General features: G+C 67.0%; 26 protein-coding genes and 3 tRNA genes. 15 read left to right on the top strand and 14 right to left on the bottom strand.

Annotation, left to right across the window (positions count from 1 at the left end):
• Positions 1-11: 11 nt before the first annotated feature.
• From AC1DB1_RS14005 to AC1DB1_RS13995, 3 genes are all read right to left on the bottom strand, one after another.
• Positions 12-812 carry a PP2C family protein-serine/threonine phosphatase gene (locus tag AC1DB1_RS14005; RefSeq protein WP_271176064.1) on the bottom strand — a complete coding sequence of 267 codons (801 nt, stop codon included), beginning with the start codon at positions 810-812 and terminating at the stop codon, positions 12-14.
• Positions 813-874: 62 nt separating this feature from the next.
• On the bottom strand, positions 875-1135 hold the full coding sequence (locus tag AC1DB1_RS14000; protein ID WP_271176063.1) for a LapA family protein: 261 nt from the start codon (positions 1133-1135) through the stop codon (positions 875-877).
• Between the two features lie 85 nt (positions 1136-1220).
• Positions 1221-2294: an acyltransferase family protein gene (locus tag AC1DB1_RS13995; RefSeq protein WP_477201219.1), complete on the bottom strand. Its 1074-nt coding sequence runs from the start codon at positions 2292-2294 to the stop codon at positions 1221-1223.
• Between the two features lie 318 nt (positions 2295-2612).
• Between AC1DB1_RS13995 and AC1DB1_RS13990 the strand changes: the two genes are divergently transcribed.
• Together AC1DB1_RS13990 and AC1DB1_RS13985 are read left to right on the top strand one after the other, a co-directional pair.
• Positions 2613-3008 (top strand): nuclear transport factor 2 family protein, encoded by a 396-nt coding sequence (locus tag AC1DB1_RS13990; protein WP_271176061.1) that lies wholly within the window; start codon positions 2613-2615, stop codon positions 3006-3008.
• Between the two features lie 58 nt (positions 3009-3066).
• Complete coding sequence (locus tag AC1DB1_RS13985) at positions 3067-3522, top strand: VOC family protein (RefSeq protein WP_477201218.1); 456 nt, start codon at positions 3067-3069, stop codon at positions 3520-3522.
• Here the strand turns inward: AC1DB1_RS13985 and AC1DB1_RS13980 are convergent.
• The 3 genes from AC1DB1_RS13980 to AC1DB1_RS13970 all read right to left on the bottom strand — a co-directional run bounded on the left by AC1DB1_RS13980 (position 3509) and on the right by AC1DB1_RS13970 (position 5582).
• Positions 3509-3940: an alpha/beta fold hydrolase gene (locus tag AC1DB1_RS13980; RefSeq protein ID WP_477201217.1), complete on the bottom strand. Its 432-nt coding sequence runs from the start codon at positions 3938-3940 to the stop codon at positions 3509-3511. The genes AC1DB1_RS13985 and AC1DB1_RS13980 overlap by 14 nt on opposite strands.
• 197 nt (positions 3941-4137) lie before the next feature.
• Entirely contained in the window at positions 4138-4788 is a 651-nt protein-coding gene (locus AC1DB1_RS13975) for a VOC family protein (RefSeq protein ID WP_477201216.1), read from the bottom strand.
• Between the two features lie 101 nt (positions 4789-4889).
• Positions 4890-5582, bottom strand: a complete 693-nt coding sequence (locus tag AC1DB1_RS13970; RefSeq protein ID WP_477201215.1) for a hypothetical protein — start codon at positions 5580-5582, stop codon at positions 4890-4892.
• Between the two features lie 334 nt (positions 5583-5916).
• Here AC1DB1_RS13970 and AC1DB1_RS13965 point away from each other — a divergent pair, with 334 nt between their 5' ends.
• On the top strand, positions 5917-6333 hold the full coding sequence (locus tag AC1DB1_RS13965) for a GNAT family N-acetyltransferase (protein ID WP_271176056.1): 417 nt from the start codon (positions 5917-5919) through the stop codon (positions 6331-6333).
• Between the two features lie 26 nt (positions 6334-6359).
• Here AC1DB1_RS13965 and AC1DB1_RS13960 read toward each other — a convergent pair whose 3' ends face one another.
• Positions 6360-7091 carry an alpha/beta hydrolase gene (locus AC1DB1_RS13960; RefSeq protein WP_271176055.1) on the bottom strand — a complete coding sequence of 244 codons (732 nt, stop codon included), beginning with the start codon at positions 7089-7091 and terminating at the stop codon, positions 6360-6362.
• Positions 7092-7343: 252 nt separating this feature from the next.
• Here AC1DB1_RS13960 and AC1DB1_RS13955 point away from each other — a divergent pair, with 252 nt between their 5' ends.
• From AC1DB1_RS13955 to AC1DB1_RS13940, 4 genes are all read left to right on the top strand, one after another.
• Complete coding sequence (locus AC1DB1_RS13955) at positions 7344-7832, top strand: hypothetical protein (protein WP_477201214.1); 489 nt, start codon at positions 7344-7346, stop codon at positions 7830-7832.
• Positions 7833-7894: 62 nt separating this feature from the next.
• Positions 7895-8560 carry a TMEM175 family protein gene (locus tag AC1DB1_RS13950; protein ID WP_477201213.1) on the top strand — a complete coding sequence of 222 codons (666 nt, stop codon included), beginning with the start codon at positions 7895-7897 and terminating at the stop codon, positions 8558-8560.
• Between the two features lie 132 nt (positions 8561-8692).
• Entirely contained in the window at positions 8693-9004 is a 312-nt protein-coding gene (locus AC1DB1_RS13945; RefSeq protein WP_271176052.1) for a putative quinol monooxygenase, read from the top strand.
• A gap of 128 nt (positions 9005-9132) precedes the next feature.
• Positions 9133-9474: a hypothetical protein gene (locus AC1DB1_RS13940; RefSeq protein ID WP_477201212.1), complete on the top strand. Its 342-nt coding sequence runs from the start codon at positions 9133-9135 to the stop codon at positions 9472-9474.
• Positions 9475-9567: 93 nt separating this feature from the next.
• On the opposite strand, the gene AC1DB1_RS13935 is transcribed toward AC1DB1_RS13940, so the two are convergent.
• The gene (locus AC1DB1_RS13935; RefSeq protein ID WP_477201211.1) at positions 9568-10500 is read right to left on the bottom strand and encodes a LysR family transcriptional regulator; all 933 of its coding nucleotides are present in this window, start codon (positions 10498-10500) and stop codon (positions 9568-9570) included.
• Positions 10501-10640: 140 nt separating this feature from the next.
• On the opposite strand from AC1DB1_RS13935, the gene AC1DB1_RS13930 reads away from it, so the two are divergent.
• The 3 genes from AC1DB1_RS13930 (at position 10641) to AC1DB1_RS13920 (ending at position 11929) form a co-directional block, all read left to right on the top strand.
• Complete coding sequence (locus tag AC1DB1_RS13930) at positions 10641-11105, top strand: carboxymuconolactone decarboxylase family protein (protein WP_477201210.1); 465 nt, start codon at positions 10641-10643, stop codon at positions 11103-11105.
• Between the two features lie 117 nt (positions 11106-11222).
• A complete protein-coding gene (locus AC1DB1_RS13925) occupies positions 11223-11459 on the top strand; it encodes a hypothetical protein (protein WP_477201209.1) in 237 nt (78 codons plus the stop codon).
• A 26-nt stretch (positions 11460-11485) separates the two neighbouring features.
• On the top strand, positions 11486-11929 hold the full coding sequence (locus AC1DB1_RS13920) for a YdeI/OmpD-associated family protein (RefSeq protein ID WP_477201208.1): 444 nt from the start codon (positions 11486-11488) through the stop codon (positions 11927-11929).
• A 55-nt stretch (positions 11930-11984) separates the two neighbouring features.
• On the opposite strand, the gene AC1DB1_RS13915 is transcribed toward AC1DB1_RS13920, so the two are convergent.
• The 5 genes from AC1DB1_RS13915 to AC1DB1_RS13895 all read right to left on the bottom strand — a co-directional run bounded on the left by AC1DB1_RS13915 (position 11985) and on the right by AC1DB1_RS13895 (position 13471).
• On the bottom strand, positions 11985-12347 hold the full coding sequence (locus AC1DB1_RS13915) for a cupin domain-containing protein (protein WP_477201207.1): 363 nt from the start codon (positions 12345-12347) through the stop codon (positions 11985-11987).
• An 85-nt stretch (positions 12348-12432) separates the two neighbouring features.
• On the bottom strand, positions 12433-12957 hold the full coding sequence (locus AC1DB1_RS13910; RefSeq protein ID WP_477201206.1) for a hypothetical protein: 525 nt from the start codon (positions 12955-12957) through the stop codon (positions 12433-12435).
• A 164-nt stretch (positions 12958-13121) separates the two neighbouring features.
• Positions 13122-13194, bottom strand: a tRNA-Phe gene (locus tag AC1DB1_RS13905).
• Positions 13195-13286: 92 nt separating this feature from the next.
• A tRNA-Asp gene (locus tag AC1DB1_RS13900) sits at positions 13287-13363 on the bottom strand.
• A 35-nt stretch (positions 13364-13398) separates the two neighbouring features.
• Positions 13399-13471 (bottom strand) — tRNA-Glu (locus tag AC1DB1_RS13895).
• Positions 13472-13843: 372 nt separating this feature from the next.
• On the opposite strand from AC1DB1_RS13895, the gene AC1DB1_RS13890 reads away from it, so the two are divergent.
• Positions 13844-15127 carry a peptidoglycan DD-metalloendopeptidase family protein gene (locus AC1DB1_RS13890; RefSeq protein WP_477201205.1) on the top strand — a complete coding sequence of 428 codons (1284 nt, stop codon included), beginning with the start codon at positions 13844-13846 and terminating at the stop codon, positions 15125-15127.
• Positions 15120-16475: a C40 family peptidase gene (locus tag AC1DB1_RS13885; RefSeq protein ID WP_477201204.1), complete on the top strand. Its 1356-nt coding sequence runs from the start codon at positions 15120-15122 to the stop codon at positions 16473-16475. Before AC1DB1_RS13890 ends, AC1DB1_RS13885 begins: the two co-directional genes overlap by 8 nt.
• Positions 16476-16551: 76 nt before the next feature.
• Here the strand turns inward: AC1DB1_RS13885 and ppa are convergent, their stop codons facing one another.
• Complete coding sequence (gene ppa, locus AC1DB1_RS13880) at positions 16552-17043, bottom strand: inorganic diphosphatase (RefSeq protein ID WP_271176027.1); 492 nt, start codon at positions 17041-17043, stop codon at positions 16552-16554.
• Between the two features lie 105 nt (positions 17044-17148).
• Here ppa and tilS point away from each other — a divergent pair, with 105 nt between their 5' ends.
• The 3 genes from tilS to ftsH all read left to right on the top strand — a co-directional run bounded on the left by tilS (position 17149) and on the right by ftsH (position 20908).
• Positions 17149-18225, top strand: coding sequence for a tRNA lysidine(34) synthetase TilS (tilS, locus tag AC1DB1_RS13875; protein WP_477201203.1), 1077 nt, complete (start codon positions 17149-17151; stop codon positions 18223-18225).
• Positions 18226-18241: 16 nt separating this feature from the next.
• Positions 18242-18793 (top strand): hypoxanthine phosphoribosyltransferase, encoded by a 552-nt coding sequence (hpt, locus tag AC1DB1_RS13870; RefSeq protein WP_271176025.1) that lies wholly within the window; start codon positions 18242-18244, stop codon positions 18791-18793.
• A 108-nt stretch (positions 18794-18901) separates the two neighbouring features.
• Positions 18902-20908 (top strand): ATP-dependent zinc metalloprotease FtsH, encoded by a 2007-nt coding sequence (gene ftsH / locus AC1DB1_RS13865; protein WP_271176024.1) that lies wholly within the window; start codon positions 18902-18904, stop codon positions 20906-20908.
• Positions 20909-20919 lie beyond the last annotated feature (11 nt).

Raw genomic sequence — 20919 nt, 5'->3', positions numbered from 1 at the left:
CCGCTGAGCCGCTAGAGCTCCCCCGCCGAGGCGGGATCGAGCGCCGCCGCGCCTGCGAAGGCGGGCAGGTACGGGGGCTCGGCCTCCGCCTCCATGACGTCCGCCACCACCACCGAGATGTTGTCGTGCGCCTGAAGCGCCACCGCGGTCTCGACCAGGAGATCGGCGACATCCTGCGGATGGGCGTCGGAGCCCAGGCATTCCCGCACGAGCTCCAGCGGCACGTAGTCGGTCAGGCCGTCGCTCGTCAGGAGCCAGCGGTCACCGACCTGGGGCGCGTCCGTCGCGAGGTGCAGCGCCCGGCCGTCCTCCGGATCGCCCGTGAGCACCTCCATCACGACGGAGCGGTACGGGTGCACCTTGGCCTGCTCGCTGGTGAGACGGCCGCTCTCGACGAGTTCCTGCACCAGCGAGTCGTCGCGGGTCATCTGCGTCAGCTCGCCCGCACGCAGCCGATACGCCCGTGAGTCGCCGAGGTGAGCGATCCGGATGACGGCGCCGTCGCTGAAGATCCCGGTGAAGGTCGTGGCGAGTCCGGCGAGCGCCGGGTCGCGTCTCGACCGCGTCGCGAGCTCAGCGTTCGCGATCGCGACCAGCTCGCGCAGGCGGTCGTCGGAGCGCACCAGGCCGTGGGTGGCGTCGAGCGTTGCCGCGATTCGGATCGTGACGGCGGATGAAGCGACATCGCCACCGGCATGGCCGCCGACGCCGTCGGCAACGAATGCCGAGAGGGCCGACGCGTACAGCGAATCCTGATTGTCGTCGCGGTACTCGCCGCTCGTCGAGCGCAGGCCCGTGGTGAAAGCGAACATGAATGTCGAATCTACCGGTACATCCGGAGTCCGAGTGGCCGGTGTGCGGTGATCTGCTGCGATCAGCGTCGAGCGCGCCGTGCCGCGCGGTTGCGCGCGAACACCCAGCCGACGATCCCTCCGATCAGGAAGACGACGAGCACGAGCAGCCAGGTCGGGATCGTGAGCTGCGTCCACAGCAGGAAGATGGTGGCCTGGTCGTTGCCGACACCGTTCTGGATGGCGACGATCAGCAGCAGGACCACGAGCAGGATGGCCAGCCATTTGCGCTTGAGGTACCGTACGAAGCCGTTTTCGGTCGTGTCGGATTGGTGAGCGGTCATCCGCGGTCCTCTCGCTGCGGGTCCAGCCGTTGGAACCCGATGCGGCTCAGTATTGCGGCTGCGGACGCCGCGGCGCTAGAGCGGGCTATTCGGCGAGCACCACGGGCGGCGGCGTGACGACGCGTGCACCCTTCAGGCGCATCGCCGGCTTCTCGACGACGAACCAGCTGGCCGTGGCGAGCAGGAGGGTCAGCGGGATGGCGATCGCCGCGAACACCGGGACCCCGAGTGCGGACAGGCCGGCCGAGGCCAGAACCTGCTGCACCGGGAACGCGTAGATGTACGTGCCGTACGACACATCGTTGCGCAGCCGGAAGGCTCGGGCCTTCACCAGAGTGCCGACGGTGATGACGCCGTAGGCGATCGGCAGCGCGGCGACGACCCGGTAGTCAGGGAGGAGGGACGACACGGCGACGATGACGGCGGCCACGCCGACCAGCCACCATCGTGCAGGGATGACCGTGCGCCACTGGTAGATGAGGGCACCGGCGGCGAACGTCAGGCCGAACCGGGAGCCGTTCGTGAGATCGACGTTGTGGCTCAGTCCCGTCGTCGTCACGATGAGACCGGCGAGGCAGAGCACGAAGAGCGCCGGGACCACGATCTTGAAGCGGAAGAGGTTGGCGAGGCCGAGGGCGAGCACGACCAGGTAGCAGAGGAACTCCCAGTAGAGCGTCCACAGCGAGCCGTTCCAGACATCCGGATACGGCACGCCGGCCGGGGTGCCCGCGATGCCGTACTGCGTCATCTCCAGCCCCGCGTTGTGAAGGACGTAGCCGATCGCGCTCGCCGCGTATCCGTCGGGGAAGCCGTTGCCCGCGAGCAGGATTCCGATGGGCGCGATGACGAGCGCGGTCAGGATGAGGCAGGCCCAGAACGCGGGAAGGATGCGCAGGAAGCGGGCCTTCAGATATGGCCACCAGGCGGGCCGGCGGATCCAGCTGGAGACGATCAGGAAGCCGGAGATCGCGAAGAACCCGTCGACCCCGGTCTCGCCGAGCAGCTGCGTGACCGGGTGCGAGGGCGACGGCGTTCCGGTGAGCGGGAAGGAGTGCCAGACGATGACACTCAGCGCAAGCGCCAGCCGTACAGCATTGAGTGCGTTGCGCTTGGGTTCGAACGTCTCCTCGATCGTCCCCCGAATCTGAGAGATACTCATAAAGCGCAAGGTTACTCTCCATGCCCGTCCTTGGCTCACCCCCATTCGGCGGTCGCGGAGCACGTAGAAGCCAGGCCATCACCTGGGGGTCGAAGGGTGCCGGCGCGCAGCGGAGGACAGACGTGTTGTCGCGCTGAGTGGGGCGCCTAACGTTCGATGAGGAAGCGGGCGCTCCGGGTCGATCGCCTGCTCCCCATGCAGTCGGGCGTCGTTGTGTCGGGAATCAGCGCCGTCTTCCGGGGCCGGTTCTCCCCATCTGAATCGGTCCCGGCTGTGCACGAGGTCGCTCGGGTCTCGGTCACGGAGGAGACTGGCGCCATGGATGCGATCAGAGCGGCGGTCGAAGAACACTGGCGGGCATCGGAAGCCGGCGACACCGACATCGAGCACGCGATCTATGCGGAGGACGCGATCCTCGACTATCCGCAATCGGGTGAGCGTTACCGCGGCCGGTCGACCATCGCGGCGCAGCGGGGCGGCCATCCGGCCGATCGGCGGTTCAGCGTGCTGCGGATCGTCGGCAGCGGTGACCTCTGGGTGAGCGAAGTCATCATCACCTACGACGGTGCGCCGAGCTATTCGGTTTCGGTGATGGAGTTCGCCGACGGCGCCGTCGCGCACGAGACGCAGTACTTCGCCAGTACCTTCGGCGCGCCCGAATCGCGCATCGCGCTCGCCGAGGCGATGCCGGGCCGCACGATCGAGCGCGCGTAGGTCCCGACCGACTTCTCGACCCGGCCCCTCGTGAGCGACTCTCGGTAGGATGCAGCGCGTGAACATCAAACTTGAGAACGTCGGCATCGCAGTTCGCGACCTCGAAGCAGCGATCTCCTTCTTCACCGACCTCGGCCTGAGCGTCCTCGGCCGCGACACGGTCAGCGGCGAGTGGACGGAAACCGCGGTTGGCCTCGATGGAAACCACGCGAACATCGCCATGCTCCAGACGCCAGACGGCAACGGCCGCCTCGAGCTCTTCGAGTACATCCATCCCGAGGCCATCGAGACGGAACCCACCCTCCCCAACGAGATCGGCATGCACCGCGTCGCCTTCTCCGTCGACGACATCGACGACGCCCTCGAGATCGCGGCGAAGCACGGCTGCTTCCCGCTTCGCGGAGTGGCCACCTACGAGGACATCTACAAGCTGTCGTACGTGCGCGGTCCGAGCGGCATCATCGTGATGTTCGCCGAAGAGCTCAAGAAGACCGAAGAGCTCAAAAAGAACTGACGGCCAAACGCCCCGGCTCCTCTCGGTCGTCGACGAAACGGGTCACCGAGTTCACGAACTCCTCGACGTGCGTCGCGAAGAGCGGGTGGGGTGGCTCCGGACAACCAGGCAGTTCCTGAGGCGCGGGCAGGAGCTGAAGCAGGCGATCGACGGTGGTGCGCTGATGTGCCGGATTCTCGGGGACCGACGGAAGCACCGCCACGGGGATGCGCAACGCGGCTATCTCCTCATCGGTCACGCCACGTACAGTCTCGCCGCGAAGCAGTGCGTCTGCGACGTCCGGTGGCGCGCCCTGCCCGAGAAGTCGCTCGCGCTCGTCCCGCGGCGTCGCCGGCCACGCCAGCAGCAACCGATGAACGCGGTCAGGTTCGGAGAGAGCTAACCGGAGGGCCGCCGAACAGCCGTTCGAGCCGGCCACGACGGTCGCCCCTTCGCTCGGAAGCCAGGACTGCAGGTGCGTCGACTCGGCTTCCCAGCTGGGCGCGCGCGGTGCGCGGTCGGGTGCGATGACGGTGAATCCGCGGCCCCGCAAGCCGTCGACGACTCCCGATCGCTTCCAGAACCGGTTCGCATCCATGTCGTCCCAGAGGCCACCATGGACGAGGAGCACCTGGGTCACGCGTCGTCGTCGACGTCGCCCCACGCGGCGATATCGATGCCGTGGTTGTCGGCCGAGGCCAGGGTCCACCATGCGGGGGCGTTCGAGCCATCGGCCAGGCGTCCGCCAGCAGCCTGGACGGCGGCGACCCGGGCTTCCGCCCGGTCGTTCGGGACGGCCACGTCGATGTGCGTCCTGCCCCGACCCGGCGTGCTGATCTCGTCGAACCACATCCGCGGCCCCCGCCGCAGCGGGTCCACGAGAAGTCCGCCGACCGCCTCGTATCCGAGGGCGGCGACCCAGAAGTCGCCGGTATGCACACCTTCTGCCTCGGCGATCGCGATCTGGATCGTGTGCAGCCGGGACGGATCGGGTTCGAGCCCCAGTTCCTGGGCAATGGCCGAGATGCGCCGCACGAGGTCAGCATCGACGATATCCAGTCGTCCGCCCGGCGTTGCCGCAGTGCGCACGACGACTGCCTCCGGCCGGAGGTCGATGTCGGGCTCGCGGCCCACTTCTGCGGTCACAGCTGCGATGCGGCGGATGAACTCCACGCCGGTTGCGAACGACCCAGTGGGGTACACGGTCTGCGCACCGCCGTACAAAACGTGCCAGCCGCTCGTGCCCGGCTCGTCATGAAACCGCCGGGAACTGATCCACTCAGGCATCGACCCACCCCGCCATCCCGAGGCGAGCGCCCCGCGTGGCAAACCTAATCCGCAGATCGCACCGGCTCAAGCGCCAACTTCTGATGTGTGGCTGGAGGTGGTCAGCGGCGGCCCGGGTCGAGGTTGACGCCGATTCCGCTCTTCAACTCGGGGTCGGGAGTGTTCGCGAGCAGTTCAGGGTTCAGCCAGAGCAGCTGGGTCTCGGTGAGGCCGAAGCGCCGGGTCACCTGGTAGATCGTGTCATAGGGGCTCGGGATGTAATAGGCGAGCGTTCCGTTGTCGCTGACCGTCCGTCCGCGGGCGTTCGTCGTGGAGCCGCTGTCGACGGCCTTCAGGCCCGGGAACGCTGAGGGAAGCGTCCACGTGATCGCCGCGGCTGCGATCACCCGCGCGTCTCCGGCGGGAGTCTCCTCGATCGAGTGCAGGAACGTCGGGTCGCCGAATGAGGCGAGGTCGACGCGCAGAGGCATGACGAGTTCGCCATCCGACGCCGTGGTGCTCGCATCCGAGATCAGGGCGAAACGGTCCTCGTCTTGAATGTTCCCCGGGAGGCCGTCGTGCCGCTTGCCGGTCATCATCAGATCGATTCCGGTCAGGCTGGCGTGAGCCGGGTCGTCCGGGCGGATGCGCACTTCGATGCCTCGGTCCGGCCTGACCACGATGCGCACGGCCCCCGTCAGCGGATGCTCGGCAACGGGATCCGAGAGCGGCTCATGCTCGATGACACGAAGTTCGCCCGTGCCGATCGTCTGGCCGGCGACGAGAAGGTTCGGGAGCGGCTGCGCGATCGGCACGGCTCGCGACGTCGTTTCTGATCGCGGGGTCGTTCGGGTCGGAGGAGCGAGCAGCGCGCATCCCGACATCAGCCCCACGACGCATGCTGCGACCACGGCCGCGGTGACGCGACCAACCCCCCGACGAATCATGGCTTGACCCTACCAATGTGTGCGGCTGCACTGCCGGATTGCTGATCAACGCACCGCGGGCCGGGTGCTACGCTCGCGTCACCGTGGTGATCGACTCGTTGCCAAGCGCAGGAAGGAGCGGCTGATGGTTGTGTCTCGCCGTTCCGACCGCACTCGTTAGAGGCCACGAACGCGTGGCCTCCGTCCAAGGAGCCACACCATCATGTTGAAGACAGATCTCGACCCCACCCGATTCGAGTGGCGAGGACCATTCGCCGACGAGGAGATCAATGCGCTGCACGCCGAAGCATTCGGCCATGAACCGTCCGAGGACGACTGGAACGACCAACTCGGTCGCCTGAGCCTCGGGTGGGTCACCGCCCGCGACGACGCCGGCCTCGTCGGATTCGTCAACATCATCTGGGATGGATCGACGCACGCCTTCGTGGAAGACACCGCTGTTGCGGCACGTGTCCGACGGCAACGCATCGGAGTTCGGCTGATCGAGATCGCACGTGAGCATTCCGTCGAGGCCGGCTGCGAATGGCTCCATGTCGACTTCGAAGATCATCTGAAGACCTTCTACTTCGACGCGTGCGGTTTCATGCCGACGAACGGAGGGCTCCTCAAGCTCCGGTGAGGTGCCGACCACGCCGGGTCATGTCGCTATCCCAGGTGCCGCGTGAAAAACGCGGCCGCGTCTTCACCCGCGTATGCCGGGACCCCGGTGTGGCCGCCCATGTTCGCATGCAAGCTCTTCTCCGGAGAACCGAATGCGTCGAACAGTTCCAGGGCCGCCTGCCGGTCGTTCCCCTCGTCGTCCCATTGCAGCAGAACATGCAGCGGAATCGTGACGAGGCGGGCCTCCTCGAGGATGGCGCGAGGTATGAAGCTCCCGGCGAACAACCCCGCTGCGGTGATGCGCGGCTCAACGGTTGCCAGCCGGACGCCGATGGAGATCACCCCGCCCGAGTAGCCGACCGGCCCCTCGATCTCCGGCAGCGAGAGGAGACCATCCAGTGCAGCCCGCCACTCCGGGACCGCCTGTTCGACCAGTGGCAGCACGAGCCGGTCGATGATGTCGTCGTCGACCCGCTCGCCTGCTTCGAGTGCCCGGCGCAGGTCGGCACGGGCTGCGTCGACGGCGGTCAGCTTGGGCCGATCGCCGGCGCCGGGGAGCTCGATGGTGGCTGCGGCGAAACCGTCTGCCGCGGCGAGCCGAGCTCGGGCGGCCAACCGCGGCCGCATCCTGGCCAGTCCACCGGGGTGTCCGAGCAGGATCAGCGGGGCGGGCGTGGAGGTGGGTTCGGGCGTCCAGAGGATGCCCGGAATCTCACCGAGAAGGAAGTCGCGTTCTACGACGCCGTCGTTGAGACGCGGTTCAGAGGTGAATTGCATGGTCGTGCCTTTCGGGAAATGCGCTTGAATGGCGCTCCCGGACGACCTATCGCCCGACCGTGACCTCAAGAAGGAGCACCCACGTCGATACGTTCATGGGTATCACCTCCTCGCTCAGTTGTACGGCCACCGAGAAGGCTAGCAAGTTCATCGCCCCCTCGGTGGATAAGTTTGTCACGACGACGACTGTCGGTCTCGCGAGGAGGCAGGGGAACGGTGAGCAGGGGGATGGGAATCCGCGTCGGGTATGCGATGGCAACGGCGTTGACGTGGGTGCCGGCGGTCGTACTGATCGCTGCGAAGTTGTCGTGGGGAGGTGTGCCCGCGACCGTGCCCGTGCACTGGATCGGCGGAGGTCGTGCCGATGAGTTCCAGAGTTCGATCACGGCGTTCTGGCTTTCCCTGGTCCCGGCACTCGTGTGCGCTGTCATCGCGGTGGTGGTGCTTGTGGCGAGCCACGACGTGCGGCGCATCTACGGTGCTCTCGGGTTCGGAGTGCTCGCCCTCGTGGCTGCGGCAGCGAGCGTTCAGTGGCTCGTGGACGTTCTGACTGCCCTCGTGGCCGCGGACGGAGGGGACAGCCGCATCGGTGCGCCGTTCCTGCTGCAACTCGCCTCTCTCGCCTTCGGCCTGTTGGTGTTCGGCGTGGCGATGATCGGGAAACGAGACCGGACGCCGACGCGTGACGCCTCGATGACAGGGGAGACAGCCGCGCCGACCGGCGTACAGTCGGGTGCCTGAGGCCCCGTGGAGCACGTGCTGCACCCAGGGAGGAGGGCCGTTACTTGTCCAATAGTCGAAGTATGGCGACGCGTACGGACACCCGCCGTGCGGAGGCGTTCAGCGACGCCGTCATCGCGATCGTCATCACGCTCTTGGTGCTCGAGCTCACGCCGCCGAAGACCCCTCCCGGCGACCTGCTGGCCGGGCTGCTGGGTCAGTGGCCGACGTATCTCGCATACGCGGCCTCCTACATCTACCTGGCTGTGATCTGGATGAACCACAAGGCCGCCTTCAACCGGGTCCGGGAAATGGACGTCGGCCTGCAATGGGCGAACTTGGGGATCCTCGCGACACTGGCGCTGTTGCCTTGGCCGACAGCTGTGATCATCGACAGGGCCAAGACGGGCAATCTGACGGACGAGCGGGTCGCCGTCGCGCTGTACGCGATCGTCGGGGCCGCGCTGTGCCTCGCCTGGCTGGTGTTCTTCTCGCACCTGGCGCGGCATCCCGAGCTCACCGAGGAGCATGTGGACGATTCGTACTTCGCCCGCGAGCGCCCGCGGGCATTTGCCGGGGTCGTGCTGTACCTGGCGGCGGGAGCGTTGGGTTTCCTCATCCACCCGCTCGTCGCGTCGGTGATCTTCGTCATCCTGCCGGTCTTCTACGGCCTCACCAGTCACGGATTCGACCAGAGGCCGGCCTTCCTCCGCCGCTTCGGGAGGAAGAAGTCCGACGAGGATGGTTGACGACTCGCGGATCGGTCTGGGCTGCCGATGTGCCGGCGGCAAATAGTAGACCGTCCGGTCGAGGGGTACCGTCCGCGCTGACGCCTCCGGAATTCGCATGACGGGGCGTCGCGACCCGCTAGGGAGAAACCCATGGAACTGAAGCTCGGTGTACTGGCACTACTCGAAGCGAAGCCCGACAAAGCAGGAGACCTGAAGGAATTCCTGATCGGAGGTAAAGCCCTGGTCGACCTCGAACCGGGGACCCGCACCTGGTACGCCTTCCAGATCGACGATACGCATTTCGGCATCTTCGACACGTTCGCCGACGAGGATGCGCGGCAAGCGCACCTGAACGGCGCCATCCCCAAGGCGCTCGGCGAGGTGGGTCCGAACCTGCTGGCGAAGGACCCTGAGCTCAACACCATCGACCTGCTCGCCGTCAAGCACGAAAAAGGCGACTGAGCCCAGCGCTGGGAGCTCACACGACAGGGCTTCGGCGCCGCATGGCTCCCGGAGTTGAATCCGAGCCCCGTCGGCGCCGATGGGCACTGCCTCTGGTCGCGGGCCTCGGACGCGCGTACCGTCGTTCCATGACGAACCTCATCGAGAGACTGGCTGACTCCGTGCCCTCCTGGGGTGCGCGGCTCGCGTACGGCGAGAAGACCACGCTCGACGGACACGACATCCTCCCCGTCGCGATCGTCGTCTTCGGCTTCGGAGGCGGCGAGGGGTCTGGTGACGATCCGGATGGCGCCACGCGCGGCGAGGGAAGCGGCGGCGGTGGCGGCGGCTACACGATACCGATCGGCGCCTACATCGGCGGTCCCCATGGGCCGACGTTCCGCCCGAATCCGGTCGCGCTGGTCATCGCCGCGGCTCCGCTGGTGTCAGCGGCCGGGCTGGCGCTGGCGCGGCTGCTGCGGTCGAGCTGATCCGGCCGGCTCGGGGCGGGGTCGGGCCATCGGCGAGGGGCTCGGCATGATCGCCGTGTGCGGGCCCTCAGCTGGCGAGGCTTCGCGCGGTTCTCACCCGGCCAGATGGAGGCGGTGCAGTCGTCCCGGGTCGAACTCGAATTCGAGATCGATCGGGCCGAGTTCCGTGGCGATGCCGACGAGTTCGCGAGCCCAGCGGCCGATCTGGCCGGTGCGATGGACCATCCCCCAACTCAGCGTCGGCGTTTCGTCGATCGGGATGTACACGGCGGTGCCCCGGTCGTAGTACTTGAGCCCCTGGCCGCAGGCGAACGCCACCGACTCGCTGTCGTTGGTGATGGACCACAGCACCTCCTCGCGAGAGGGTGTCGGCACGTCGCCCTCGGTGACCCGCCGTGCCGTTGGAAAAACGGCCGCCTCCCAGTAGTCCGGGACCGGCAGTCCGGACGGGAGGATGTCGTAGGCGGCGAGTTCGGCGAGAGAAACGGAGGCGCGGCCGGCGAGTTCGTGAGCAGGTCCGACCATCAGCACGATCGGCTCGGTGAAAGCCGTCGGCCCGACGTGAAGGTCGGGCTCTTCGACCGGTAACCAGAGGAGCGCGACGTCGACGTCGCCGTTCCGGATCGGTGTGAACGGGTCGTCGATGCGGATTTCGCGGAGGCGGAAGTCGACCTGCGGGAAGCGGCTTCGGAAGACGGCCGTCATCGGCGCCAAATCCTGCCACATCGGGCCCATCACGCCGAACGTCAGGGTGTCCGGACCACGGTGCGCGGTGTTCCGGGCATCCTCGACGCCTTTGAGGATGCGTCGGTAGCCCGCTTCGAGGTCGTCGCGCAGCTGGACGCCGAGCGGTGTCAAGGTCACTTTGCGGCTGGTGCGCTCGAACAGTGGAGCGCCGATCCGCTTCTCCTGCTGAGCGATCGACTGACTCACCCGGGGCGCTGAGATGTACAGCTTCTCGGCCGTGCGACCGAAATGCAGTTCCTCGGCGAGGGTCAGGAAGATCTCGATATCACGCAGCTCCACCCGCGTCATTCTCCTCGATCGTTAACTCCGGGCGCAATGCTCCTTTCGTGACCGGACATTGTTCGGAATCTGCTGGTCCACGAGGCTTTCAGACATACCGAACAGCCACCCAGGCAAGGAGAAATGAAATGACTTCGACCATGACCACTGCACCCCGGATGTCCAACCCGGTCGCTGTCCTCGACGGCGCTTCGGGGGCGATCTTCGGGCTGATGAAAGCCGCCCGGCAGACCGACCTGGCGCACTCGACGCTCGAGCTCGTGCATCTGCGGGTCAGCCAGATCAACGGATGCAGCCCGTGCGTGGATTCCGGCGTGAAGAGCGCGAAGCAGGCAGGCGAAACCGACGAGCGCCTGCACGCGGTGGTGGCCTGGCGCGAGATGCCGTACTTCACCGACGAGGAGCGCGCCGCGCTCGCTCTGGCGGAGAGCGCCACCCGGCTGGCAGACCGGTCGGACGCCGTTTCGGACGAGGTGTGGGACGAGGCGGCGAGCTTCTTCGACGAGCGGCAACTGGCCGCCCTCGTCCTCTACATCGCGACGACGAACCTGTTCAACCGGCTCAACGCGACCACGCGTCAACTCGCCGGCGGTTCCTGGAACTGAGCCGGTCCCGAGCAACGACCAGCAACGACCACTCCCGCACGACCAAAGACGAAAGGCACCACGATGACTACCGTACGAACTCACCGATACACGGTCGAGACCGGCAACTTGGCCGCGATGCTCGAGCACCGCACGAACCTGATCAACGGCATCCGCTCGGCAAACCCGGCTTTCGCCGCCGCGACGCTGATCCGGCTGGAAGACGGCTCTTACCTCGACATCTGGCGCTGGGACTCCGCCGAGGACATGCAGATTGCGGCGGAGGCCGCGGCGGACTTCCCGTTGGTCGGTGCCACGCTGTCCTTGACCACGGACCACACGATCATCGACGGAGAGATCCTGGACGAACGCTAGGTCACCCTGATCGAAGGAGGAGCACCATGAAATTCAACTCTGTCGTCGAACCGAACGAGCCGATGCGCGGGTTGGTGGTGCCGTCCACGGTTGTCGAGCACCTCGAGCACGCCAGCGGAGCCAAGCGCCCACGCATCACCGTGACAATCAACGGTCACACCTGGCACACTCGACTCGCCATCATGCGAGGGCGCCACCTCATCGGCTTCAGCAACGCCAACCGCGCAGCGACGGCCACCGAGGTCGGCGACGAGGTCGTGATCGACGTCGAGGTGGACGAATCGCCCGAACTCGACGAAACGCCGACCGACGTCACGGACGCGCTGCAGGCCGAACCCTCCGCTCAGGCTCGGTTCGACGCGCTCACCACCAGCCAACGAAAGCACCAGATTCGCCTGATCGACCAGGCGAAGACCTCGGAGACGCGCGCCCGACGCATCGTCAAGCTCGTAGAAACCCTCCGCGGATAGCGGACGCGAGCGAGACCCGACGACGAGGTGGGTCGTAGCCGAAGGGCCGTGCTTGCTATGGGGTGGTGCCGTCAGATGCAGCGCGACGGTCCCCGCGGGTGTTTGGAGCGCTGATCACGAGGAATCGAGCGTCCGCTGTCCCGGGATTCACGAGCTGGTGCGGTATGCCGGGCGGCACCTGGACGCCATTGCGCGGTTCGAGATCGACCGCGCCGTCACGGGTGTTCATCCGCGCCGATCCTTCGAGCAGGTAGAAGAACTGTGCGGCGGTCTGGTGAACGTGCCATTCTTCGCCTGCCCCTGGTGGAACGCGCTCCTCGATGACCGAGAGGCCTGGTTCGTCGACGAGTCGCCAACCGTCCGAGACCTCGCCCCAGGTGTAATGGTCTGCGGACTGGCTGTTGGTCGATTCGATCATGGACCTATTCTTTCAAAGGGCCCCGACGGGGTGGGCTGCGCCTGACATCGCCGGCGGCTCGTAGGTGGCCGCATCGTGAGACCGCTCAGCGGCCGGGCACCTGAAACGCAAACCTGTCGTCGGGCGAGAATCGGTACTCGTCTTCGCAGCGGAAGCCGCGCAGCCACTGTTCTCCCTCAATGACCCGCAGGTAGAACCCTTTAGGGAAACTCGCGTCGTCAGTCAGTGGTGCCGAAGCGACCGTGAGAGCGCCCGCGGGGGACGTGCCGGCCGACAGCACGGAATCCGGAGCGTTCGCCTGGAATGCCATCGCGAGCCGTAGGTAGGGGCCGGTGTCGGGCGGCGCCAGCTCGAACCCGTGGGACTGTGCCGCGGAGAACACCTCGGGGAGAGTCGCGCCGGTGCTCAGATGCAGATCGGCCAGCGCGCACTGAACGACGCTGATCTCTTCTCGGTCTCGTAAGTCGAAGATCGCGTGATCCAGCAGGGTCTCGGCGTACGCGTTGAGCAGGACGCCGCCCGAACGGAGCGCCGCTCGGAGCTCGGCGCGGGTCAGGCCTCCGACCTGAAGACGGAGGGGCGTCGTCTCGGTTCCGTCGGTGGGCTTCACGTTTCAAGGCTATCCAGGATCACCGATGGTCTCCGTCGCAACGAGGTTCGTGGTCATGGATCAACGGCTCGACGGCCTGATTTGAATGTGCGGGGTTTATGCGGGGTGACCGACTGTTAGAAACAAGAAACCCCCGCCATGTAGAAGCTAGGCGAGGGTTCCAGTGGCTCCGACCGGCATCGATCCGGTGACCTTTCGATTTTCAGTCGAACGCTCTACCAACTGAGCTACAGAGCCGAAGCCGGGTCAGTCTCGAGCGAAACTGTGTCGGCCTCTAGACGGAAGCCCTTCTCCAAGCGGTGAACCGCTTTCGGAAGGGCTTCTCGCCGTGGCGACCCTGACGGGACTTGAACCCGCGACCTCCGCCGTGACAGGGCGGCACGCTAACCAACTGCGCTACAGGGCCTCGATGTGAAGCTATTCGATTATATGTGTTGCCAGTGACCCCAACGGGATTCGAACCCGTGCTACCGCCGTGAAAGGGCGGCGTCCTAGGCCACTAAACGATGGGGCCGGACAGCCTCGGGCCGCTTCCGCGATCCGCATGACCACCGACGCATAAGCATACGGAATCCCGGCGGCAATTTCCAATCGAGCCGGAATCCCGGGCGGGTCAGGGCGTTGCGCGTGCGAAACCGGATTCCGGACGAGACCGCGACCAGCCGCGAATCGCCACGATTAAGCGCTCGTGTCGCGTTACATTCGCACTCGACGGCCGCCGGGTCGTCCGTGCAGCCGCGCGTCGTCCCCCGTCTTCCGTCGACCCTCCGAGCCCACCGACCCTGGGCTTCTGAGGGTCGTGTTGCTAAAGTTGCACACGTTGACAACGGGACCCGTGTGACTCATGTGACTGAAGCCGCACACGAGCTACGGGTTCGAGGAAACGATGAAACGCATAGATACGGTCTCGCACAACCCCCGGCCGGCTCGCCAGCACGGGGGTCTGAGCGCGCGCCCCGGGCGCTTCACCGCTGCGCTCGCGGCCGCCATCGTCGGCATGGTCGCGATCGTCGGATCGGTCGCCGCTCCGGCCTACGCCGACTACCCCAGCTGGTCGGACGTGCAGAAGGCCAAGGCGAACCAGTCTGCGGCCGCTGCACAGGTCAGCAAGATCAACGCCTACATCGCCCAGCTCAAAGTCGAGGTGGCGCAGACGAAGGCCGAAGCCGTCAAACGAGGCAAAGAACTCGAGGCCGCCCAAGCCAAACTCGATGACCAGAACATCAAGCTCGCCGCGATCCAGAAACAGGCCGACGAGAGCAAGGCCAAGGCGGATGCCGCCAGCCTGCAGGCGGGCAAGCTGGCCGCCCAGCTCTACCGCAGCGGAGGGCGCAATCTCACCGCCAACCTCTTCCTGAGCGGGAACGGTGCTTCGGCCACGAGTCCCGACAAGCTCCTCGCCGACCTCGGCAGCATGTCGAAACTCGTCGAGCAGTCGAACAAGGTCTATGCGGACGCCAAGTCGTCCCAGAACACGGCGAAGGCACTCGGCGACCAGGCCAAGGTGGCCAAGGCCGAGCGCGAGAGGCTCCGCGTGCTGGCACAGCAGGCACTCGCCGCGGCCGCTGCCGCGGCGAAGGCCGCTGAGACATCTCTCGCAGCGCAGCAGAAGCAGATCATCGTCATGAACGCGCAGCTCGCGTTCTTCCGCGACAAGACGGCCAAAACCGTCGCCGGCTACCAGAAGGGCGTCGCTGAGGCCGCGCGCCGCGCGGCGGCCGCCGGCTCGGGCGGGCTGCCAGGCGGATACGTCGGACCGCAGGGCTGGGCCGTTCCCGCGGCGGGCTCGATCACGGACGGCTTCGGGCCGCGTGTTTCGCCCGGCGGCGTCGGCAGCACCTGGCACATGGGCATCGACATCGGCGCCTATTGCAATGCCCCCATCTACGCCGCCGCAGCGGGCACCGTCGAATACGCGGGACCCAATGGCAGCTACGGAAACTTCGTGCTGGTCAACAACGGAAACGGTGTCGAGACCGGCTACGCGCACATCCGCGACGGCGGCATCATGGTCGGGGTCGGCCAGAACGTGGGTGCCGGTCAGCCGATCGCCCATGTCGGAACAACGGGAGCCTCCACCGGCTGCCACCTCCACTTCGAGGTGCGCATCAACGGTACGAAGATCGACGGCATCCCGTTCATGAGGGAAAGGCAGGCGCCACTTGGCTAGCCAGAACGACAAGAATTCGCGGGTCCGCCCCGGCATCGCCATCGGCGCCGGCGTGATGGGCGTCGTCACCGCATCCATCGGTGTGATCACCCCGCCGGCGTTCGCCGACGACTACCCGTCGTGGAACGAGGTGCAGCAGGCGAAGGCGAACGTCGCCAACCAGCAGGCAATGGTCGCCAACATCACCACGTTGATCTCGGGACTGCAGTCCAGTGTGGACGCAGCGCGCGTCGAGTCGGAGAAGGCCGCCGAGGCGTACTTCCAGGCGAAGATCGCGCTCGAGAAGGCGACGGCCAAGGCGAGTGGCCTGCAGAAGCAGGCGGAGGAAGCCGCGGCCAAGGCGAAGACGTCGCAGATGCGCGCCGGCCTGCTCGCGTCACACCTCGCCAAGTCCGGCGCCGGGGACGTCTCCGTCGACCTGATGCTCAAGGGGGGCGGCTCGGGAACCGAGGCCGACCAGCTGCTCTACCAGCTGGGGACGATGAGCAAGCTCACCGCGCAGTCGCAGGATGTCTACGCCCAGGCGACCAAGGACAAGAACGCGGCCGAGTCGCTCACGCAGCAGGCCAAGGTCGCGCAGACCGCGCGCGAGTCGCTCTCGAAGAAGGCGTCGGACGCCCTCGCGGCCGCGCAGGCTGCGCAGAGTGCGGCTCAGGCGGCGCTGGCGACTCAGCAGCAGAAGTCGACCGAATTGGTGGCGCAGCTGGCAACGCTGAAGAACACCTCCACCCAGACCGAGGCGGCCTATCTTCAGGGCGAGCGCGTCAAGGCCGCTCAAGCCGCGGCGGCCGAGGCCGCACGCAAGGCCGCCGAGGAGGAGGCCCGCCGCAAGGCCGAAGAGGAGGCCCAGCACAACAACAACGGCGGCGGCAACTCGGGCGGCGGCAATTCCGGCGGCATCTCAGGCGGCAACTCCGGTGGTGGGAACACCTCCGGAGGCGGTGGGGGCGGCGTCGTCGCTCCGCCGAACGGCAACGCGGTCGATACCGCGATCGCCTACGCACGAGCCCAGCTCGGCAAGCCGTATGTGTTCGGCGGCGAGGGTCCGGGTTCGTTCGACTGCTCCGGCCTCACGATGAAGGCCTACGCGTATGCGGGCATCTACATCGGCGGCCACTCGGTGAACGACCAGTGGTACACGGCGGCGAGCCGCGGCCAGATCGTCTCGTCGAGCCAGCGCCAGGCTGGCGACCTCATCTTCTGGGGCAGTGGGCCTGGCAGTTTCTACCATGTCGGCATCTACATCGGCGGCGGCATGATGATCGCCGCTCCGACCGAAGGCGACGTGGTCAAGGTGCAGTCGGTGTGGGGTTCCCCCTGGTACCAGGTGGCGCGCCCCTCCGCCTGACGACCTCAGCGAGCAACGAGAAAGGCTCCCGACCGGATGGTCGGGAGCCTTTCCCCTGTCTCAGTCGCGCAGCGGGTCAGTGGCCCTCTTCGGCGAGCTTCTTGAAGCCGGCCTCGACGATCGCCTCCGCCTCGGCGGCGTCGCCCCAGGCGTCGACCTTGACCCACTTGCCGGGCTCGAGGTCTTTGTAGCGCTCGAAGAAGTGCTGGATCTCGTTGCGGGTCTCCTCGGGGATGTCGTTGACATCCTGGATGTGCTTCCAGCGCGGGTCCTTGTATGGCACCGCGATGACCTTGGCATCGCTGCCGGCCTCGTCGCTCATGTTGAGCACGCCGACGGGACGGACCTTCACGCCAACGCCCGGGAAGAGCGGGTACTCGAGCAGCACGAGCACATCGACGGGGTCGCCGTCGAGGCCCAGGGTGTTCTCGAAGAATCCGTAGTCGGTGGGGTACACGAAGCTCGTGAAGAGCACGCGGTCCAGGTACACGCGACCGGTCTTGTGATCGACCTCGTACTTGTTGCGGCTGCCCTTGGGGATTTCGATGATGACGTCGTATTCGGCCATGCCTAGCTCTCTCCTCGTTTGAAAGTCTGCAATCACGATACAGCGACGCGCTGCCGGCCGGATCCGCCCGTGAGCGACCACAGGCTCGTGCAATAGCGTTACGGGATGCACGCAGACGGCTCCCCGGACCCCTCGCGCCGGCCACGGCTCACTCCCGCGATCGCGGATGTGCGCCGTGCCGTGCGCGAGGCGCTCGCCGCGGCCGCCGCCCTCCCGACACCGGACCCGCATGACGACCACGGCCCGGCGCGGCCGCAGCCGCTCGCACCCGGCGCCCTCGTGCTGGTCGGCCTCAGCGGAGGGGCCGACTCCCTCGCTCTGGCGGCGGCGACCGCCTTCGAGGCGCCTCGAGCCGGGTATCGCGCCGGCGCCGTGATCGTCGACCACGGCCTGCAGGCGGGCTCGGCCGACGTGGCTGCTGCGGCGGCCGCCCAGGCGGAGCAGCTCGGCCTCGACCCGGTGCTCGTGGAGACCGTGCGCGTCGACGACGAGGCGACGGGCCCGGAGGCCGCCGCCCGCAGCGCACGCCACGAGGCCTTCGACCGGGCGCTCGCCGCGGCCGGGGCGGCGCGCATCGTGCTCGCCCACACCCTCGACGATCAGGCCGAGACGGTGCTGCTCGGCCTCGCCCGCGGCTCGGGCCCCACCAGTCTTCAGGGGATGCTGCCTGACACCGGCCGGCTGCTGCGCCCGCTGCTCGGCATCCGGCGCGAGACGACGAGGGCGTTCTGCGCCGAGAGCGGGCTGCTGTTCTGGGACGATCCGCACAACGACGACCCGTCGTACGCGCGGGTGCGCGTTCGGGCATCCGTGCTGCCGGTGCTGGAGCGGGAGCTCGGGCCGGGGGTCGCGGAGGCGCTCGCCCGCACGGCCGAGCAGCTCCGCGAAGACAACGAGGCGCTCGACGGGCTCGCGCTCGAGTGGGCGCTCGAGCTCGTGACGCAGACCGACGACGGCCACGTCGCCCTGGACGTGCGCGGCCTGTCGGCGGACCCCCCGGCGCTGCGTCAGCGGATCATCCGGCTGGTCGTCTCGTCGGAGTTCGGGGTGTCGCTCAGCCGCACGCACACCCTCGCCGTCGCGGAGCTGATCACCGACTGGCACGGCCAGAAAGCACTCAGCCTGCCAGGCGTTAGAGTTGTCAGGCAGAACGGGCTGCTCATTTTTTCTTCACAGACCTAAGGACCGCACCGCCCTCATGGAGTTCACGGACGTTAACGACGACCTGACCGAGATTCTCATCACCGAGGAGCAGATCCGCTCTCGCCTCGCCGAGCTGTGCCGCGAGATCGAGCGCGACTACGCCGGCAAGGATGTGCTGCTGATCGGCGTGCTGAAGGGCGCGGTCATGGTCATGGCCGACCTCGCGCGCGAGCTCAAGCTGCCGATCACGATGGACTGGATGGCGGTGAGTTCCTACGGCTCCGGCACCGCGTCGAGCGGCGTGGTGCGCATCCTCAAAGACCTCGACACCGATCTCAGCGGCAAGACCGTGCTGATCGTCGAAGACATCATCGACTCGGGACTCACGCTGTCGTGGCTGCTCGCCAACCTGCGTTCGCGCGGTCCGGAGTCCATTGAGATCTGCACGCTGCTGCGCAAGCCGGAGGCGGCGCGCGTCGACATCGACGTCAAGTACGTCGGCTTCGAGATCCCGAACCAGTTCGTCGTCGGGTACGGCCTCGACTACGCGGAGAAGTACCGCAACCTGAGGGGCGTCGGCATCCTCGCTCCTGCGGTCTACAGCTAGCCGCACAGCCTGTCTACCGCGAGTCCCGCGGGCACTCGGCGACGCTAAGCGCGCCGAGAGCGAACACGCAGGCGGTGCACAGCGGCGGGGCGGTACTCTGGCTGCACCATGAACGCCAAGAAGATCTTCCGCGGGCCGATTCTCTACATCGTGCTGGCCATCATCGCCGTGTGGATCGGCTCGAGTCTGATCACGATGTCGGGTTTCAAGGGGGTGTCGACCCAGAAGGGTCTCGAGCTCCTCAAAGACGACAAGGTCGCGAGCGCGAAGATCGTCGACGGTGAGAACCGCGTCGACCTGACGCTGCTGCAGCCTGACAAGACACTGGGCAGCCAGGTCCAGTTCTATTACGTGACCCCTCGTGGCACCGATGTGGTCGAGGCCGTCGACAACGCGAACCTGCCCAAGGGATACGACGACGAGGTGCCCCAGCCCAACTGGCTGCTGTCGGCGCTCGGCTTCCTCATCCCGGTGCTGCTGATCGGCGTGTTCTTCTGGATCATGCTCTCCGGCATGCAGGGCGGCGGCAACAAGGTCATGCAGTTCGGCAAGTCGCGCGCCAAGCTCGTGACCAAGGAGAGCCCGAAGGTGACGTTCGATGACGTCGCCGGTTCGGACGAGGCGATCGAAGAGCTCGAGGAGATCAAGGACTTCCTCAAGGAGCCGGCGAAGTTCCAGGCCGTCGGCGCCCGCATCCCCAAGGGCGTGCTCCTGTACGGCCCTCCCGGAACGGGTAAGACCCTGCTCGCCCGCGCTGTCGCAGGCGAGGCCGGCGTCCCGTTCTACTCCATCTCCGGTTCGGACTTCGTCGAGATGTTCGTCGGTGTCGGTGCGAGCCGTGTGCGCGACCTGTTCCAGCAGGCCAAGGAGAACGCTCCTGCCATCATCTTCGTCGACGAGATCGACGCGGTCGGCCGTCACCGCGGCGCCGGACTCGGCGGCGGGCACGACGAGCGCGAGCAGACGCTCAACCAGCTGCTGGTCGAGATGGACGGCTTCGACCCGAAGACCAACGTCATCCTGATCGCGGCCACGAACCGTCCCGACATCCTCGACCCCGCGCTGCTGCGCCCCGGTCGTTTCGACCGTCAGATCGGCGTGGATGCTCCCGACATGCTCGGCCGCAAGAAGATCCTCGAGGTGCACGGGCGCGGCAAGCCGCTCGCCGCATCCGTCGACCTCGAAGTGCTGGCTCGCAAGACGCCCGGCTTCACCGGCGCCGACCTGGCGAACGTGCTGAACGAGGCGGCCCTGCTGACCGCGCGCTCCAACGCGCAGCTGATCGACAACCGCGCCCTCGACGAGGCCGTCGACCGCGTCATTGCCGGCCCCCAGAAGCGCACCCGAGTGATGCGCGACCAGGAGAAGCTCATCACGGCCTACCACGAGGGTGGCCACGCCCTCGCCGCCGCCGCGATGCGCCACACCGACCCGGTGACGAAGATCACGATCCTTCCCCGCGGCCGTGCCCTCGGCTACACCATGGTGATGCCGATCGAAGACCGCTACTCGGTCTCGCGCAACGAGCTGCTCGACCAGCTGGCCTACGCCATGGGCGGACGCGTCGCGGAGGAGATCATCTTCCACGACCCCACCACGGGCGCCTCGAACGACATCGAGAAGGCGACCTCGATCGCCCGCAAGATGGTCACCGAGTACGGCATGAGCGCCGACATCGGCTCGGTCAAGCTGGGTCAGGCCAACGGCGAGATGTTCCTCGGCCGCGACATGGGTCACCAGCGCGACTACTCCGAGCGCATCGCCGAGCGGGTCGACGCCGAGGTGCGCGCCCTCATCGAGAAGGCGCACGACGAGGCGTGGGAGGTCATCAACGAGAACCGGGCGATCCTCGACCGGCTCGCGGCTGCGCTCCTCGAGCACGAGACGCTCGACCACAACCAGATCGCCGAGATCTTCAAGGACATCGTGCAGCTGCCCGAGCGCCCGCAGTGGCTCTCGAGCGACAAGCGTCCCCTCTCGGACGTTCCGCCGATCGAGTTCCCCAAGGCGAAGGCCCCCATCGATTCGGGTGCCGTCGACGGCGGGATCGACTCGGAGCCGCCGTCGAAGCCCAAGCGCGCCCCCGTACGCAAGCCGCGACCGGCCACGGCATAGAGCCGGCGCGC

The sequence above is a fragment of the Leifsonia sp. 10N434 genome, from assembly GCF_056394405.1.
This window is presented reverse-complemented; position numbering and strand designations above follow the sequence as displayed.

Coding starts and splice junctions, on each gene's coding strand:
- ftsH (WP_271176024.1), top strand. CDS start 18,902: ATGAACGCCAAGAAGATCTTCCGCGGGCCGATTCTCTACATCGTGCTG.
- AC1DB1_RS13995 (WP_477201219.1), bottom strand. CDS start 2,294: ATGAGTATCTCTCAGATTCGGGGGACGATCGAGGAGACGTTCGAACCC.
- AC1DB1_RS13960 (WP_271176055.1), bottom strand. CDS start 7,091: ATGCAATTCACCTCTGAACCGCGTCTCAACGACGGCGTCGTAGAACGC.
- AC1DB1_RS13890 (WP_477201205.1), top strand. CDS start 13,844: ATGAAACGCATAGATACGGTCTCGCACAACCCCCGGCCGGCTCGCCAG.
- AC1DB1_RS13940 (WP_477201212.1), top strand. CDS start 9,133: ATGACGAACCTCATCGAGAGACTGGCTGACTCCGTGCCCTCCTGGGGT.
- AC1DB1_RS14005 (WP_271176064.1), bottom strand. CDS start 812: ATGTTCGCTTTCACCACGGGCCTGCGCTCGACGAGCGGCGAGTACCGC.
- AC1DB1_RS13990 (WP_271176061.1), top strand. CDS start 2,613: ATGGATGCGATCAGAGCGGCGGTCGAAGAACACTGGCGGGCATCGGAA.
- AC1DB1_RS14000 (WP_271176063.1), bottom strand. CDS start 1,135: ATGACCGCTCACCAATCCGACACGACCGAAAACGGCTTCGTACGGTAC.
- tilS (WP_477201203.1), top strand. CDS start 17,149: ATGCACGCAGACGGCTCCCCGGACCCCTCGCGCCGGCCACGGCTCACT.
- ppa (WP_271176027.1), bottom strand. CDS start 17,043: ATGGCCGAATACGACGTCATCATCGAAATCCCCAAGGGCAGCCGCAAC.
- hpt (WP_271176025.1), top strand. CDS start 18,242: ATGGAGTTCACGGACGTTAACGACGACCTGACCGAGATTCTCATCACC.
- AC1DB1_RS13920 (WP_477201208.1), top strand. CDS start 11,486: ATGAAATTCAACTCTGTCGTCGAACCGAACGAGCCGATGCGCGGGTTG.
- AC1DB1_RS13945 (WP_271176052.1), top strand. CDS start 8,693: ATGGAACTGAAGCTCGGTGTACTGGCACTACTCGAAGCGAAGCCCGAC.
- AC1DB1_RS13955 (WP_477201214.1), top strand. CDS start 7,344: ATGGCAACGGCGTTGACGTGGGTGCCGGCGGTCGTACTGATCGCTGCG.
- AC1DB1_RS13930 (WP_477201210.1), top strand. CDS start 10,641: ATGACCACTGCACCCCGGATGTCCAACCCGGTCGCTGTCCTCGACGGC.
- AC1DB1_RS13950 (WP_477201213.1), top strand. CDS start 7,895: ATGGCGACGCGTACGGACACCCGCCGTGCGGAGGCGTTCAGCGACGCC.
- AC1DB1_RS13975 (WP_477201216.1), bottom strand. CDS start 4,788: ATGCCTGAGTGGATCAGTTCCCGGCGGTTTCATGACGAGCCGGGCACG.
- AC1DB1_RS13915 (WP_477201207.1), bottom strand. CDS start 12,347: ATGATCGAATCGACCAACAGCCAGTCCGCAGACCATTACACCTGGGGC.
- AC1DB1_RS13965 (WP_271176056.1), top strand. CDS start 5,917: ATGTTGAAGACAGATCTCGACCCCACCCGATTCGAGTGGCGAGGACCA.
- AC1DB1_RS13925 (WP_477201209.1), top strand. CDS start 11,223: ATGCTCGAGCACCGCACGAACCTGATCAACGGCATCCGCTCGGCAAAC.